Genomic DNA, 16,168 nt, shown 5'->3' with positions numbered 1-16,168 from the left:
GGGGACGAGATGACGCCAGCAGAAATGTTAAAGACTCAAATGAAAAAGTCATGGGGAAAATTTTCAGATGATGAACTTTATCGTGTCTTTTGTTTATTGATTGAGCAAATAGAAGCATTAGAGAAGCAAAATAAATCATTTAAAAAAGAAGTTCAAGCGATGCAAGAAAGTTCCGAATCACATTTGAAATCAGAACTTGAGCAAATTGAATTGTTAAAAACACATGCTAAGCGTGATGCGATAAAAATTATTCAAGAGACTGAAAAAATTTCTAAGTTGATGATTGAGCAGGCTATTTGCGACGTAGAGAAAATTATGGAAGAAACAGCACAGTTTGAACAGCAACAACTACAAATCAAAGATGAATTAATCGAATTTTTAAACTCTAAAGTTGACGATATTCGAAATTGTTTTGGAAAAAGCTAAAAAGCTATTGATTTTTTTGACAGAATTCATTAAAATGATAGACAAATATAGTAAATATTAGCGAAGAGTGGACCATGCTATATTATGAACTTTTTCTAAGCGAGTCGGTGGCGGTGTGAGATCGATAAAAAGAATAGTATAGAATCAACCAGGAGCTTTCATGTGATCAAAAAGCATGACGTAGACTATGCGATAAATAGTTTGAGGCAGTAGCTTTTTTTTCTTTCTACTGTGAATTAAGGTGGTACCACGGAACTTTTCGTCCTTATGTGATGAAAAGTTCTTTTTTATTTTCGCAAACTATATGAAAACTAACAAGGAGTGATTAGACGATGGAATTAAAAGAAACCTTATTAATGCCTAAGACGGATTTTCCAATGCGTGGAAACCTTCCAAATCGTGAACCACAAATCGAACAAAAATGGTATGAGGAAAATGTCTACCAACGTGTATTAGATAAAAATAAAGATAAAACACCTTTCGTTTTACATGACGGACCACCATATGCAAATGGTAATATTCATATGGGACACGCGTTAAACAAAATTTTAAAAGACTTTGTTGTTCGTTATAAAAACATGAATGGATTTTATTCACCGTATATTCCAGGTTGGGATACACACGGATTACCAATCGAGCAAGCTTTAACAAATAATAAAAAAGTAAATCGTAAAGAAAAGACAATTGCTGAATTCCGTGAGTTATGTCAACAATATGCCTTAGAACAAGTAGAAGGGCAAAAACAACAATTTAAACGTTTAGGGGTATTAGGTGATTGGGATAACCCATATATTACGTTACAAAAAGAGTTTGAAGCACAGCAAATTAAAGTGTTTGGTAAAATGGTTAAAGATGGTTTAATTTACAAAGGATTAAAACCAATTTATTGGTCACCATCATCTGAGACAGCGTTAGCAGAAGCAGAAATTGAATATCATGATAAAAAATCACCATCAATCTATGTTGCGTTTAAAGTACAAGATGGAAAAGGAATTTTATCAGGTGATGAAGAGTTTGTTATTTGGACAACAACACCTTGGACAATTCCAGCAAACTTAGGAATCTGTGTGAATGCTGATTTAGACTATGCAACGGTTGCAGCGAATGGACGTAAATTCATTGTTGCCGAGGAATTAGTAAAGCAGTTAGCAGAAGAGTTTGGATGGGAAACTTATGAAGTCGTAGCGACTCACAAAGGATCTGAGTTTGAGTATATGACAGCTAAACATCCAATCTTTGATCGTGAGTCATTATTAATTTTAGGAGACCACGTAACACTTGATGCCGGAACAGGATTAGTTCATACGGCACCAGGACACGGGGAAGATGACTTCAATGCAGGTCGTAAATATAACTTAGAAGTGTTATGTCCAGTTGATCACCGTGGATACATGACAAAAGAAGCGTTAGAGTTTGAAGGAATGTATTACGAAGATGCAAATAAAGCCGTTGGACAAAAATTAGAAGAAAACGGTGCGTTACTTGGATTAAAATTTATTACCCATTCATATCCACATGACTGGCGTACGAAAAAGCCAATTATTTTTCGTGCAACAGAACAATGGTTTGCGTCAATTGAAGCATTAAAAGGTCAAATGATGGAACAAATCAAAGAAGTAAACTGGTTACCAGCATGGGGAGAAGTGCGCTTAGGAAACATGATTAAAGATCGTGCAGACTGGTGTATTTCACGTCAGCGTGTTTGGGGAGTTCCAATCCCAGTGTTCTATGCAGAAGATGGAGAAGCTATTTTAGACGAAGCAGTTATTAACCATGTGGCAGACTTATTCCGTGAAAAAGGATCAAATATTTGGTTTGAATTAGAAGCTGAACAATTATTACCAGAAGGATTTACACATCCGGGAAGTCCAAACGGAAAATTCCGTAAAGAGATGGATATCATGGACGTATGGTTTGATTCTGGATCATCACATCACGGTGTCTTAGTTGAGCGTGGATTACCATACCCAGCTGATTTATACTTAGAAGGATCAGATCAATACCGTGGATGGTTTAACTCTTCATTATCAACAGGAGTAGCCATGACAGGACGTGCACCATATAAAACAGTTGTGAGTCACGGATTCGTTTTAGATGGACAAGGACGTAAGATGTCTAAATCAATTGGAAATGTTATCGATCCATTAAAATTAATTAACATTTATGGAGCAGATATTGTTCGCTTATGGGTGGCTTCAGTTGATTATCAAGCCGATGTTCGTATTTCAGAAGACTTAATTAAACAAGTGTCTGAAAGCTATCGTAAAATGCGTAATACGTTCCGTTTCTTATTAGGAAACTTACATGATTTTAACTTAGAAACAGATTTAATGGCGTATGAAGACTTAAATGAAGTGGATCAATTCATGATGATTCGCTTAAATGAATTAACCGCTGAATTAAAGCAAGCCTATGAAGAATATCGTTTCGATGATGTATTTAAATCAGTTAACAATTATATTTCAAATGATTTAAGTGCTTTCTACTTAGATTTCACAAAAGATATTTTATATATTGATGCGGCTGATAGCAAAGCACGTCGTTCAATTCAAACGGTTTTATATCATCATATTTCAGACATGGTTCGTTTATTAGCACCAGTTATTCCTCATACAGCGGATGAAGTTTATTCATATATCCCAGGAAGCACAGAGGTTTCAGTTTACTTAACAGACATGCCTGAAGTAAAAACATATGCTAATGCTAAAGAAGTTAGCGAAAAATGGAATCAATTATTAACGCTTCGTCATGACGTATTAAAAGCGTTAGAAGAAGCTCGTAATGAAAAAGTAATCGGAAAATCATTAACAGCAGCGTTACATTTATATCCAAATGCAGAAACAAAAGCATTGTTAGAATCGTTACAAGCTGATTTAAAACAAATCTTTATCGTTTCTGAATTAGTGATTGAAGACACAGAAACACCAGAAAATGCGTTACAATTTGATGGATTAGCTGTTTTAGTTAAAGCAGCAGAAGGTCATACATGTGATCGTTGTTGGTTAGTTGTTTCTGATGTCAATGAACAAGGAATTTGTCCACGTTGTTCAGATGTTGTGAATGGATAATTTAAATCAATGAAAAGACAATAGCTAAGGGCTATTGTCTTTTTTAAATGATAAATCGAAGTGAATAAGACTGTAAAGATGGTTCTTTACAAACTATGATATAATTAGAGTCAAGCGATGAAATACTTGTTAGAATTAAAGGGACATCACTCTTTGAATGAAGGAGGAATGATCAAATGCGTGAAAATTATTTAAGCTGGGATGAATATTTTATGGGGATTTCATTACTATCAGCCATGAGAAGTAAGGATCCTCAAACACAAGTAGGTGCATGTATCGTCAATGAGGATCATCGAATTGTAGGAATTGGTTATAATGGATTTCCACATGGATGTTCAGATGTCGAATTTCCGTGGGAGCGTGAAGGAGACTTTTTAAATACGAAGTACCCTTATGTCGTTCACGCCGAGCAAAATGCGATTTTAAATAGTACGATTCCATTAAAAAAATGTCGTCTTTATGTTTCGTTGTTTCCTTGTCATGAATGTGCGAAATATATTATTCAATCAGGCATTGAAGAAATTATTTACATGAGTGATAAATATGCTCATACAGATAGTACGATTGCTTCTAAACGAATGCTTGATGCAGCGGGAGTTAAATATCGTCAGATGAAAGAGGTTAAATTAACGGTTGAAACTCAAATTGATTAAAAAGATTGAGCGTAGTCGAAATTGTCACCAAAGTTCAAGTTGGTGACCATTTTTATGATTGATTAAAAGTTCAGATCAAACGTTAGGCAAAAAGGAGTTATGAACTAAAATCAAAAAACAACTAACTTTCATTGACATTTTTAGGAAAGTCGCGTATAATAAGAGTATGTTCAGTAGTTGTTTATAGCCTTAACGTTTGTGAAATTCACATGTTATTAGAGATTATATTCCACCACTTGATGTAATCTGTAATAATACGTGAATTTTTCATTTATTACAGAAATAAATTTTAGGAGGTACCAATATGAAAGGTACAGTTAAATGGTTTAATGAGGAAAAAGGTTTTGGATTTATTTCTACAGAAAATGGAAACGATGTTTTTGTTCACTTTTCAGCTATTCAAACAGACGGATTTAAACGTCTTGAAGAAGGTCAAAAAGTAACGTTTGAAGCAACACAAGGACCACGTGGGTTCCAAGCTCAAAATGTAGTTCCAAAAAGTTTATAACTAAGAGATCATAAATGAAAGACCGCTGAGTGTTCAGCGGTTTTTTTGTGCTTAAAAAAGAAAAGAAGAAAATTAAACTTTAAAACTTCATTTTTGTGATAGACTATAAAAGTAACATTAAAAATTTTAATGAATGAAACAGATTTAACACCTGATGGAATTAGAGAATCAAATCTAAAAAGAACATGATGTGATCTAATTGCCAATCGTCGAGATAAATAAACAAATCGTTAAGTTAAGTTAAATAGTGATTTTTGATTTGAAAGATAGTGATCGTTTTCTCATGAAAAAAAGTGATTCGCAGATGACGTTTCTTACAAAAACTAGTAAAAAAAAGATACGACTTGTGAATGAAGAACGAAGTCATTAAAATTCCAAGAAGTGCTTTCCACTAAAGGTAAATATTATATACAAATAATGAATTGTTTGTTATAATGTTAAAATGTCAAAATAAAACGAATACTAAAGGAGTAGTGAGGTAAATGTGGCTTGTGTTATGGATTGTAGCTGCAACGATTATCATCGATCAATTAACAAAGTTTTTAGTTGTTAAGTACATGACAATCGGGCAATCGATTTCAATCATCGATCATTTTTTATACATCACATCTCATCGTAACGAAGGGGCTGCGTGGGGTATTTTACAAGGGAAAATGCTTTTCTTTTATGTGGTCACTTTAATCGTTATTGGAGTGGTGATTTTATGGATTCGTCGACTAGATGTTAAAAAAGAAAAACTTTTAGTCATTGCGTTATCACTTATTTTAGGTGGGGCCATTGGAAATTTCATTGATCGTGTGATGTATCAGCATGTGGTTGATTTTATCAATACGTATATTTTTGGTTATGATTTTCCAATCTTCAATATCGCCGATAGTGCGTTATGTATTGGGGTCTTTTTAATGGCAGTCGATGCGTTTTTAGATGTAAAACGTGATCCTAAGTCGTAATAATAGCTGCATTTCACTCTACACCTAAGTATCGATATAAAAATAGCAACAAGATAAGTAGTAAATGCATAAATAGCTTTCTGCTTTGTGAAAGGATGGGCGTTTATGGAACAAGAGACAGTCTTAGTACCAAGTGAATTAGTAGGTGTGCGTTTAGATAAAGTGTTAAATGAATTATTTAGCGATTTATCACGTTCATATATTCAACAGTTAATTAAAGAACAAAAAGTATTAATTAATGGAAAACATGAAAAGGCGAATTATAAATGTCGCTTAAACGATGAAATCGAAGTGACAATTCCTGAACCAGAAGCATTAGATGTCGTTCCTGAAGAGATGGACTTAGATATCGTTTATGAAGATGATTATGTCATTGTGGTTAACAAACCATCAGGAATGGTGGTGCATCCAGCTCCAGGAAGTATGAGTGGAACATTAGTAAATGGATTAATGGCTCAAGCTAAAAATTTATCTGGAATTAATGGTGTCTTACGTCCGGGAATTGTTCACCGAATTGATAAAGATACGTCAGGATTATTAATGGTCGCTAAAAACGATGTGGCACATGAGTCTTTAGTAAATCAACTAGTGGAAAAAACAGTGACTCGTCGCTATATTGCGTTAGTTCATGGAGTGATTCCACATGATAACGGAACGATTGATGCGCCAATTGGTCGAGATCCAAAAGATCGTAAAAAAATGACGGTCATCGAAGGTGGAAAACATGCGGTGACACACTTTAAAGTGTTGAAACGTTTTAAAGACTTTACGATGATTGAATGTCGTCTTGAAACAGGTCGAACACACCAAATCCGTGTTCATATGAAGTATATTGGTTATCCATTAGCAGGAGATCCTCAATATGGACCACGTAAGACAATTGGTGGAGAGAATGGACAATTTTTACATGCAGCTATTTTAGGATTTGACCATCCAAATACAGGAGAGTATATGGAGTTCTCGACGCCACTTCCATCGTATTTTGAAGAGGCATTAGAGAGTCTTGAAATTTTAGGATAGGTATAGGTGATATAAGCATGAGTAATCCAGGTGTGATGAAAGAAATTCGAATTGATATACAAAGTGAATTAGCCATGAATATTATTAACTATTTAATGGTCGAAGAGGATTATATTTATGTAGGAAATGAACGTGATATTTGGCTCGAGAACTTATCTCATCCGACTGTTCAGTTAATCTATGTGAATCAACGTAGCATTTTTAGTGAAGAACAAGCTAATCATTTGTTTAAACAAGTCGATCTCGTTCGTTCACGAATCCGACGTCGCTATTTAATGGGACGATTGAATGTCATTATTTTAAATTTAGATTCCTATAGTTCACGTATCCTTGACTCTCACCGCACCTATTTAAAGATTGTTCATGTCAACCAATCCACGGATTTAACAGAAAATACGGAGTTACAACCACTTTTTCCTAAATTAAAAAAAGCGGATTTAAATCGTCCGATGGTTGAATTAATTAGTCAAATGCAGCAGTCAACGAAAGAAAAAGCATTAAGTGTTAGAAAAATGTTACTTTTTCAAAATAAATCAATAGTTACTTATTTATTTATGGCTAGTTTAATTGCTGTTTTTGCCTTTTTACAATTTAAGCCTGTTTCACAATGGGGAGCAGCGGTGGCCATTGAATATGGTGCGAAATATAATCCGCTTATTTTAAGTGGACAGTATTATCGTTTGTTGACATCAGCATTTTTACATATTGATCTGATGCATTTATTATTTAATGTTGTCTTTATTTATCAATTTGGAAAAATGATCGAGCAAGTCTTTGGCTGGTGGCGCACGTTAGTCATTATATTAGGATCCGCTTTCTTTGGGAATTTGTGTAGCTATGCCTTTGTCGAAGGACCTTCTTTAGGTGCCTCAACCGTAGCGTATGGATTATTAGGAGCATTACTATTTTTAGGAATTGAAAAGCGCAAAGTCTTTATGCACTTTGTTCGCACGTTAGTTTTTCCTATTTTATTGATTTCTGTTTTTTGGCTTGTGCTTGATCCAAGCATTGATTTTTATGGACATCTAGGAGGCTTTTTAGGAGGCTTTTTAATTGCTAGTATTCTAGGATTGCCAAAGCATACTTATTATCTTTCACGAACATTATTAGCCACAGCAACGATGATTTTGTTGTTAGTAGGATTAATGAATCGTGGGGCAGCTCTTACGGAGCATACCGATTATAATCAAACGAATCAGGCCATGATTGCTTATTACTTAGAAACAGGGCAACCTAAAAAAGCGTTAGAATTTATTAAAACACTTGGTTTAGAATAAAACTCAGGTTTAAGATCAGAGTTTAAAAGTCATAACTAAAAAAGAACTGGATGAGATCCAGTTCTTTTTTGATTTTGTTTAAAAGATTATTTTAGAATTTTTTGAGTATTTGCAAAATGCCACTTCGTTAGTTCTTTTAATTTAGCCTCGCCAAATTGTTTAACAAATTGGCGTCCCGCTGCATCGACTGGACTTCCAGCACCTTTAGGTAAATCAAAGTTTAGTTTTTTACTCATAATATTCATGTATTTAACAAATGAAGCACGTGCTAAAATAGAGGCAGCGGCTACTGCCACGTGAACGGATTCTCCCTTTTGAATGAAGTGAAGATTTTCTTTTACGATGACAGGTTGTTTAGGTAATTGCTTTAAGTATTCAAAATATTTTTTTTCATTCACAAATTCATCCATGATTAAATAATTAGGATAAGTAGGTAATGATTGTGTTAATTTATTAAGGGCTTGATTATGTAAAAACGCCTTAATAGCATTAGCATTCATTCCTTGATCGACCATTTTATTATATTTTTCATTCGGTAAAATAAGCACTTGATGTGGAATTAACGTTTCAATTTTCGAAGCTAAGTGACAAATTTCAGGATCTTTTAAAGCTTTAGAGTCTTTAATTCCCATTGTTTGTAATTGATCGATTAAATGTTGTTCAACATAAGCACAGCAAACGACTAATGGACCAAAGTAATCACCGGTTCCCACTTCATCACACCCAACGGCACTTAATGTTTTAATCGTTGCTGGAAGTGAAGATGTTAATGCTTTTTTGGATGAAGACATAGTAGGTGATGATTGCCATTTAGCTGCTTCGATTTCAGGTGATTTTCCTTGGAAGACGACTTTTTTACTTAAGTAAGCTGTAATCGTACAATGAGAAGTTTTTGCTTGAAAAAGTGTATGATTGGGCACTTTTATAATCTGGTTTTGATAGGTTTGATACATTTTTTCTAATTGTTGCTGAGATACTGTTAGTGTGATTGTTGCCATCTTTACACCGTCCCTTTTTAGATATAAGTTTAGATCCGTCATCTAAATGAACGTTTATCTAACCTTATCCATATAGATATGGAAACAGAAATATATTTCATCATTTTATAGCAGGATTAGTTAGGAATTCTTTTTAATACTAAGACAGACTATAGTCCAGCTAAAAGTTTTTACGATATGAAAAACTTATCTGGACTTATAGATATTATAATTTTACCAAAAAACATCTAAAATTCCTATGTCTAATGACAAACATGGGGTACACTATTGATAAAACCATTGCTGATTAAGCAAGAGTAAAAAGCTTAAAATGAACGCTTATTTCTTAGTTATCGGATTCGTTCGAAGGCTAGGTTTTTATTTGTTTTTATGTTAAAATAAAACAGATCAAATTTTTTCATTTTTTAAATTAGTTGGAGTGAGGTAAATGAAACAAGCCATTCAAATATTAGAATTTAATAAGATTAAACAAACGGTTGACTCATTATGTGCTTGTTCACTTGGTCAAAAGCGAGTGGAGTATTTAACTCCATCGGTCGATGAAAAACAAGTGGAGTATTCACTAAATCAATCTGAGGAAGCTTTACGTATTATTTTAACCTTAGGAGAAGCCCCATTAGGTGGTGTGACAGATATTACAGAAGCGATTAAACGAGCAAAAATTTCTGCGATGTTAAACGCACAAGAATTATTATCGATTAGTCGCTTATTATATGCGGTTTCACAATTAAAAGCATTCGCAGAGCGTTTAAATGAAATTAAAGTAGAAACACCTATTTTTTCATCACAAGTGAGTAGTTTAGTTTCTTTAAATAATTTACAAACAGCTATTAATGATTGTATTGATGAAACAGGGTATGTGTTAGATAGTGCATCACCTGAGTTACGTAGTATCCGTCGTGCGATTCAAAGTACGGAAGCAAGAATTAAAGAGCGTTTAAATCAAGTTGTATCCGAACGTCGTAATAAGTTAACAGATGGTATTGTGACGATGCGTAATGATCGTTACGTGGTTCCAGTTCGTGCGGAGGCAAAAAACACATTTGGTGGAACGGTTCACGATCAATCTTCTTCAGGAAATACGTATTTTATTGAACCTAAAGAAGTGGTTGATTTAAATAATAAGTTACAAGAATATCATGTAGAAGAACGTCGTGAAATTGAACGTATTTTACGCGCTTTAACAGAAGAAGTGAAAAAGTTCGTTGATGCATTAGCCGTTAACGTGGATGTCCTTGGTGAAATTGATTTTATGTTTGCTAAAGGTAAATATGCTCGTATGATTCAAGCGACACGTCCAACGATGAACACAAAAGGAATTATTCGATTAGTCGCAGCTCGTCATCCATTAATTGATCCGAAAACTGTTGTTCCAAATGATATTGAACTGGGTGATGAGTATACGACGATTGTGATTACCGGACCAAATACAGGTGGAAAAACAGTCACACTAAAAACAGTGGGATTATTAACATTAATGGCTCAATCAGGACTTTTAATTCCAGCTCATGAAACATCACAGTTAGCGATTTTTGATCATGTTTTTGCTGATATTGGAGATGAACAAAGTATTGAACAAAGTTTATCAACCTTTTCATCGCACATGACTAATATCGTTCGTATCATGGAACGTTTAACGGTTAATAGTTTAATCTTATTTGACGAATTAGGAGCGGGAACAGATCCAAAAGAGGGAGCATCACTAGCTATTTCTATTTTAGATTATGTCAAAGTTCGTGGAGCAAGAACGATTGCCACGTCACATTATCCAGAATTAAAAGCGTATGCTTATGAAAATGATGATGTCATTAATGCATCAGTTGAATTTAATATTGAGACATTATCTCCAACATATCGTTTATTAGTTGGAGTTCCAGGACGTTCAAATGCCTTTGAAATTTCAAAACGCCTTGGATTAAAAGAAGTTATCTTATCATCAGCTCGTGCTTATGTTGAAACGGAACGTACAGAGATGACCGATTTAATTACAAAATTAGAAGATCGTGGACTTGAGCTTGATCGCGAAATTCAACTGTTACAAAAGCAAAATCAAGAAGTAGAAGAGATGCGTCTTGATTATGAACGTAAGATTGCGAAGTTTGAAGCCGAGCGTGAACGTGTCCTTGAAGACATTAAAAAAGAAGCGTTTGAAAATATTCGTCAAGCGAAAGAAGAGGCAGAACAAATCGTAGCAGATTTACGCCAAGCGAAAAAAGTCGCCGATTTAACAATTAAAGATCATGAGTTAACAGAAAAATTAACCTCACTTAAACGATCAGAAGCGAAGCAAGCAGAACAATTTAAACGTAAAGCTAAAAATAAAGGACCATTAAAAGCTGGAGATGAGGTCATGGTGCTTTCATTAAGTCGTCAAGGAGAACTCATTGAAAAAACGAAAAATGGTGAGTGGATGGTACAACTTGGAATGATGAAAGTTAACATTAAAGAAGAGGACTTAGAATACATTCGTCCAGCGGTTAAAAAACAAGAAACGAAAAAAGGTAAAGTGATTCATAAACGTAATACAAACGTAGGGATTCAATTAGATTTACGTGGAGAACGTTATGAAGATGCGATGTTACGTTTAGATAAATACTTCGACGATATTTTATTAGCGGGATATCAATCCGTTACCATTATTCACGGACATGGTACAGGTGCACTTCGTCAAGGGGTTCATAAATATTTAAAAAATAACAAACATGTCGCTTCATTTAGATTTGGTGGAGCTGGTGAAGGTGGAACGGGTGCAACCGTTGTTGAATTGAAATAGAATAAAAGACATAGGATTAGCCTATGTCTTTTTGTTTAAGAGGATAGAGTTTATAAATTACAGTTATATTTTATTAAAAATGATTCTAAAATAAATGATCTTGAAATATAAAATGAATAAAATTAATTAACAATACTTGCACTATATGTAAAATTATGGTATATTAACTTCAACAAGAAAAAATCGTATAGAGGTAGCGGTGCGTCAGAGTACTATTTGGAGTCGGCAGACGAAGAAGAATAGGAAAGGTAATCATCGCCGAAAGTTAGCATTGGCGGATGTCTAGCTTGGGGTTGCAGGGAATACCTGTAACACTCCTTCAGTAATGAAGAGGAGCTATTAATACAACGAACTTTAAAAGTAGTCGTGTTTAATAGCACGGCTTTTTTTGTTAAAGAAAATCAAAAGGGGAGCGTCAAGCATATGAAAAAATTTATTGGAGTTTTAGCAGTTGGTTCGTTATTAGTTGGATGTGGAGCTAATCAAACAAATGAACAAGATCAGTTTATTGTCGGAATGGAGTGTAACTATGCACCGTTTAACTGGCAAACAACTCAGCAAACAGACACAAGTGTTTCGATTGGTGGAGCGGGACTATGTGATGGTTATGACGTCAGAGTCGCTTCAAAAATTGCGGATTCATTAGGAAAAGAACTAGTGGTGAAAAAATTAGATTGGGACGGGTTACAACCTGCACTTGAGTCAGGGGAAATCAATGCGATCATTGCAGGAATGACGGCAGATGAAGAACGTGAACAAGGGATTGATTTTACGACACCATATTTTGAGTCAGAAATGGTCATGATTGTAAGAGGAGATGGAAATTATAAAAATGCAACATCAATTGCTGACTTTAATGGAGCAAATGTCATCGGGCAAATGAATACGAGCTATGATGAAATTATTGATCAAATTCCTGGAGTTAATCATTTAACGCCACGTTCAAGTTATCCAGAATTAGTTCAAACGTTATTAAGTGGTGAAAGTGATGGAATCACGGCAGAATTACCAGTTGCTGAAGGGGTTGTTCAAGCAAATCCTGATTTAACGATTGTTCAGTTCAATGAGGGACAAGGATTTGATGTGGATACATCAGTTTCAATTGGGTTAAAAGAAGGTAGTCGAGGAACGGACTTCTTTAATGACGTTCAGTCTGCTTTAGATTCAATTTCAGAGGCAACACGTGATGAGTGGATGATGGCGGCACGTGAGTCAGCGCCAACAGGGGAGTAGGTCGAAATTTATGATGTTTCAAGTTGACTTTTTAGAAAAAGCTTATCGTTTATTTACAAATAATTATCAATTGTTTTGGTACGGAATTAAAATGACGTTATTTTTAGCGTTATTAGGGACGCTTTTAGGGCTCATGATCGGTTTAATCTTAGGAGGCGTTCGTGCAATTGAGATTGAACCACGTGACTCAAGAAGTGCTAAGGTAACTAAAAAAACCTTACATGCATTAATAGGAATTTATGTTTGGTTCTTTAGAGGAACACCAATGATGGTTCAAGCTATGTTTTTGTATTATGCACTACGTCCGGTTTTAGGATGGGATGCGATGACAGCTGGGATTGTCATTATTTCAGTTAATACAGGTGCTTACATGTCAGAGATTATTCGTTCTGGAATTCAGTCGGTTGAACGTGGACAAGTCGAAGCGGCACGTAGTATCGGAATGAATAGTGTGCAGACGATGATCTACATCGTTTTACCTCAAGCCATTAAGAATTCATTCCCATCGATCGGTAATGAGTTTATTGTTAATATTAAAGATAGCTCAATGCTAAACGTGATCGGAGTAATTGAATTATTCTTCCAATCACGTTCAGTAGCTGGAAGTGCCATGTTATACTCGGAAACTTTTTTCATTACATGTCTCATTTATTTAGTTCTTACAACGATTACCTCTCAAATTTTAAGATTAGTGGAAAAGAAAATGAATATGCCAAAAACATCTTTTCCAGCATCCCAAACCATGCCGAACTCGCTAAGCTAAGGAGGGATTAAAGTGGAAGCAAGTCAAATCATTAACATTCATGGATTAAAAAAATATTTTGGGAATTTAGAAGTTTTAAAAAATATTGAATTTCAGGTCAATAAGGGAGAAGTTATTACCATCATCGGTTCAAGTGGAAGTGGAAAATCAACCTTATTACGTTGTATTAATTTATTAGAAAACCCAGATAGTGGACAAATCTTTTATCAAGGAAAAGATATCCTAACAGGAAGTATTAATATTAATCATCATCGTACAAAAGTAGGAATGGTTTTTCAAAATTTTAATTTATTTCATCATAAAACAGTTTTAGAAAATTGCATGATGGGGCAAATTAAAATTTTAAAGCGTAGCAAAGAAGAAGCAAAAGAAAAGGCAATGTTTTACTTAAAAAAAGTAGGAATGGAACGATTTGCAGATTGCAGTAGCACTCAATTATCGGGTGGCCAAAAACAACGTGTAGGCATTGCAAGAGCGTTATGTATGGATCCTGAAGTTTTACTTTTTGATGAGCCAACAAGTGCACTCGATCCAGAAATGGTCGGTGGCATTTTAGATGTCATGAAGCAGTTAGCAGATGAAGGATTAACGATGATTATCGTGACCCATGAAATGGGATTTGCTAAAGAAGTCAGTGATCGAGTGGTGTTTATGGATCAAGGGGTGATTGCAGAAGAAGGAACACCTGAAGAAATTTTTATTCATCCAAAGCAAGAGCGAACAAAAGCCTTTTTACATCGTTATTTATCAAATAGCTTGTAACCGTTAGTTTTCTAACGGTTTTAAACTATCTACTGATCGTAATCTTTGTCTTTTTTTAGTATAAGTAATTGTGAATGTAAAAATATAAGTGTGAGATACTATGAAAGAAAGTGCAAACTATTTGTAATTTCATGCCAATATGGTATACTAATTTTATATAAATCGGTAGGTAAGGAGGAATAAATATGTCAGTTATTTATGCAACAGAAGAAACATTTGCTCAAGAAATCAGCAGCGGATTAGTTTTAGTTGATTTCTATGCAGATTGGTGTGGACCATGTAAAATGATCGCTCCAGTTTTAGATGAGTTAGCTACAGAATTAGAAGGAACAGTGAAAATCGTAAAAGTTAACGTTGATAATTGCCAATCAGTAGCTGCTGAGTATAAAGTAATGTCAATCCCAACATTAATTTTATTCAAAGACGGACAAGCGGTTCAACAAACAGTTGGATTCCAACCTAAAGCATCATTATTATCATTAATTCAATCAAATAAATAATGAAACATAAAAAAGAGGGCATACTATGTATGACCCTCTTTTTTCATAACTGTTAATTGTTAAAAATAAATTTGGAGTGTTAAAACGAAATGAAATCCATAAAAAACTAAAAAATTAGCACTATGGTGTTGACAGTGCTAATTGATTTATATATAATGATATTAGCACTTAAGATGAACGAGTGCTAAAAGAGGTGTTTACATTGCTAACAGAACGTCAAATATTAGTTTTAAAGGCAATTGTAGAAGAGTTCATACAAACTGCACAACCTGTTGGCTCTCGAATCCTCTCTAAAAAAGAAGATTTGAATTTTTCAGCGGCAACCATTCGTAATGATATGGCTGATCTTGAGGATTTAGGTTTTATTGAAAAAACTCATACATCAAGTGGACGTGTTCCGAGTCAAAAGGGATATCGATACTATGTAGATTTTATTGTAAATCAAGAACCGATTGAGACAACACCAGAAGTAGGGATATTTAAACAATTGTTAGAAAAGAAACAGTTTGAACGTGAGACGACAATTAAAGAAGCTGTTAAGCTTTTGTCTAGTTTAACCAATTATACATCGATCTTACTCGGTCCATCACGTGATTATAGTCGAGTTAAAAAAATTCAATTTGTTCCGATTTCAGATCGTCAAGCGGTATTTGTCTTGATTACTGATCAAGGGCATGTTGAAAGCCGAACAATCACCCTTCCAACTAATATTGACATCACTAGAATGGAAAGCATTATTAAGGCACTCGATGAGTTATTAGTAGGAGAGTATATTGGTCATGTTCAAGAAAAGTTGACAGAGAGTTTTGAAAATCAACTACATGATTTTATCTCCTATAAAGAAGAGATTATGTACGCGATGCTACAACTTTTATCCCAATCATTAAATCAACAAAATTATATTTTGAGTGGGAAGTCAAATATTTTAAAACAACCTGAATTTAACGATTTAGAAAAAGCTTATCGTTTATTTAATATGATAGAAGCAGATGAAATTGTTAAAGTAATAGAGGCCGATGAAGGTGGCCATCAATTAACAGTTAAAATTGGACAAGAGAACGAAATTAAAGCGATGGAGAATTGTACATTAATTACGGTTCCTTATCAAATTAGTGATCAAGAATATGGAAAGATTGCGGTATTAGGTCCAACTCGAATGGAATATCGTAAAATTATCCCTCTTCTTGAACATGTTGCTCGTATCATGTCTGATTTATATAAATAGGAGGTGGGACGA

General features: G+C 34.4%; 14 protein-coding genes and 1 riboswitch. Of the genes, 13 read left to right on the top strand and 1 reads right to left on the bottom strand.

Going from position 1 to position 16,168, the window contains the following annotated elements:
- Positions 1-9 precede the first annotated feature (9 nt).
- The 7 genes from JRC48_RS04610 to JRC48_RS04580 all read left to right on the top strand — a co-directional run bounded on the left by JRC48_RS04610 (position 10) and on the right by JRC48_RS04580 (position 7,902).
- Positions 10-426 carry a hypothetical protein gene (locus tag JRC48_RS04610; RefSeq protein WP_235070688.1) on the top strand — a complete coding sequence of 139 codons (417 nt, stop codon included), beginning with the start codon at positions 10-12 and terminating at the stop codon, positions 424-426.
- Between the two features lie 332 nt (positions 427-758).
- Positions 759-3,494 carry an isoleucine--tRNA ligase gene (gene ileS, locus JRC48_RS04605; RefSeq protein ID WP_235070687.1) on the top strand — a complete coding sequence of 912 codons (2,736 nt, stop codon included), beginning with the start codon at positions 759-761 and terminating at the stop codon, positions 3,492-3,494.
- Positions 3,495-3,670: 176 nt separating this feature from the next.
- Complete coding sequence (locus JRC48_RS04600) at positions 3,671-4,147, top strand: dCMP deaminase family protein (RefSeq protein WP_235070686.1); 477 nt, start codon at positions 3,671-3,673, stop codon at positions 4,145-4,147.
- Between the two features lie 304 nt (positions 4,148-4,451).
- Positions 4,452-4,655: a cold-shock protein gene (locus JRC48_RS04595; RefSeq protein ID WP_235070685.1), complete on the top strand. Its 204-nt coding sequence runs from the start codon at positions 4,452-4,454 to the stop codon at positions 4,653-4,655.
- Positions 4,656-5,137: 482 nt separating this feature from the next.
- Entirely contained in the window at positions 5,138-5,605 is a 468-nt protein-coding gene (gene lspA / locus JRC48_RS04590; protein ID WP_235070684.1) for a signal peptidase II, read from the top strand.
- A 105-nt stretch (positions 5,606-5,710) separates the two neighbouring features.
- Positions 5,711-6,625: an RluA family pseudouridine synthase gene (locus JRC48_RS04585; RefSeq protein ID WP_235070683.1), complete on the top strand. Its 915-nt coding sequence runs from the start codon at positions 5,711-5,713 to the stop codon at positions 6,623-6,625.
- 17 nt (positions 6,626-6,642) lie between these two features.
- Positions 6,643-7,902, top strand: coding sequence for a rhomboid family intramembrane serine protease (locus JRC48_RS04580; protein WP_235070682.1), 1,260 nt, complete (start codon positions 6,643-6,645; stop codon positions 7,900-7,902).
- 86 nt (positions 7,903-7,988) lie between these two features.
- Here the strand turns inward: JRC48_RS04580 and rnhC are convergent, their stop codons facing one another.
- A complete protein-coding gene (gene rnhC / locus JRC48_RS04575; RefSeq protein WP_235070681.1) occupies positions 7,989-8,900 on the bottom strand; it encodes a ribonuclease HIII in 912 nt (303 codons plus the stop codon).
- Positions 8,901-9,327: 427 nt separating this feature from the next.
- Between rnhC and JRC48_RS04570 the strand changes: the two genes are divergently transcribed.
- The 6 genes from JRC48_RS04570 (at position 9,328) to hrcA (ending at position 16,156) form a co-directional block, all read left to right on the top strand.
- Positions 9,328-11,673 carry an endonuclease MutS2 gene (locus JRC48_RS04570; RefSeq protein ID WP_235070680.1) on the top strand — a complete coding sequence of 782 codons (2,346 nt, stop codon included), beginning with the start codon at positions 9,328-9,330 and terminating at the stop codon, positions 11,671-11,673.
- 180 nt (positions 11,674-11,853) lie between these two features.
- Positions 11,854-12,020: riboswitch (Lysine riboswitch) on the top strand.
- A 76-nt stretch (positions 12,021-12,096) separates the two neighbouring features.
- Complete coding sequence (locus tag JRC48_RS04565; RefSeq protein ID WP_235070679.1) at positions 12,097-12,906, top strand: transporter substrate-binding domain-containing protein; 810 nt, start codon at positions 12,097-12,099, stop codon at positions 12,904-12,906.
- A 10-nt stretch (positions 12,907-12,916) separates the two neighbouring features.
- Positions 12,917-13,669 (top strand): amino acid ABC transporter permease, encoded by a 753-nt coding sequence (locus JRC48_RS04560; protein WP_370630387.1) that lies wholly within the window; start codon positions 12,917-12,919, stop codon positions 13,667-13,669.
- Positions 13,670-13,681: 12 nt separating this feature from the next.
- Positions 13,682-14,431, top strand: coding sequence for an amino acid ABC transporter ATP-binding protein (locus JRC48_RS04555; protein ID WP_304941331.1), 750 nt, complete (start codon positions 13,682-13,684; stop codon positions 14,429-14,431).
- Between the two features lie 185 nt (positions 14,432-14,616).
- Positions 14,617-14,931, top strand: a complete 315-nt coding sequence (trxA, locus tag JRC48_RS04550; RefSeq protein ID WP_235070678.1) for a thioredoxin — start codon at positions 14,617-14,619, stop codon at positions 14,929-14,931.
- 202 nt (positions 14,932-15,133) lie between these two features.
- The gene (hrcA, locus tag JRC48_RS04545; protein ID WP_235070677.1) at positions 15,134-16,156 is read left to right on the top strand and encodes a heat-inducible transcriptional repressor HrcA; all 1,023 of its coding nucleotides are present in this window, start codon (positions 15,134-15,136) and stop codon (positions 16,154-16,156) included.
- Positions 16,157-16,168: the final 12 nt, after the last annotated feature.

It is taken from the genome of Turicibacter sp. TJ11 (assembly GCF_021497505.1).
Classification (GTDB): Bacteria; Bacillota_I; Bacilli_A; order MOL361; family Turicibacteraceae; genus Turicibacter.
The sequence above is the reverse complement of the archived record's forward strand: the minus strand, read 5'-3'. Positions and strand labels throughout refer to the sequence as shown.

What these genes read in the sequence shown, in the direction of transcription:
- JRC48_RS04610 (WP_235070688.1), top strand. Translation starts at nt 10, where the DNA reads ATGACGCCAGCAGAAATGTTAAAGACTCAAATGAAAAAGTCATGGGGA.
- ileS (WP_235070687.1), top strand. Translation starts at nt 759, where the DNA reads ATGGAATTAAAAGAAACCTTATTAATGCCTAAGACGGATTTTCCAATG.
- JRC48_RS04600 (WP_235070686.1), top strand. Translation starts at nt 3,671, where the DNA reads ATGCGTGAAAATTATTTAAGCTGGGATGAATATTTTATGGGGATTTCA.
- JRC48_RS04595 (WP_235070685.1), top strand. Translation starts at nt 4,452, where the DNA reads ATGAAAGGTACAGTTAAATGGTTTAATGAGGAAAAAGGTTTTGGATTT.
- lspA (WP_235070684.1), top strand. Translation starts at nt 5,138, where the DNA reads ATGTGGCTTGTGTTATGGATTGTAGCTGCAACGATTATCATCGATCAA.
- JRC48_RS04585 (WP_235070683.1), top strand. Translation starts at nt 5,711, where the DNA reads ATGGAACAAGAGACAGTCTTAGTACCAAGTGAATTAGTAGGTGTGCGT.
- JRC48_RS04580 (WP_235070682.1), top strand. Translation starts at nt 6,643, where the DNA reads ATGAGTAATCCAGGTGTGATGAAAGAAATTCGAATTGATATACAAAGT.
- rnhC (WP_235070681.1), bottom strand. Translation starts at nt 8,900, where the DNA reads ATGGCAACAATCACACTAACAGTATCTCAGCAACAATTAGAAAAAATG.
- JRC48_RS04570 (WP_235070680.1), top strand. Translation starts at nt 9,328, where the DNA reads ATGAAACAAGCCATTCAAATATTAGAATTTAATAAGATTAAACAAACG.
- JRC48_RS04565 (WP_235070679.1), top strand. Translation starts at nt 12,097, where the DNA reads ATGAAAAAATTTATTGGAGTTTTAGCAGTTGGTTCGTTATTAGTTGGA.
- JRC48_RS04560 (WP_370630387.1), top strand. Translation starts at nt 12,917, where the DNA reads ATGATGTTTCAAGTTGACTTTTTAGAAAAAGCTTATCGTTTATTTACA.
- trxA (WP_235070678.1), top strand. Translation starts at nt 14,617, where the DNA reads ATGTCAGTTATTTATGCAACAGAAGAAACATTTGCTCAAGAAATCAGC.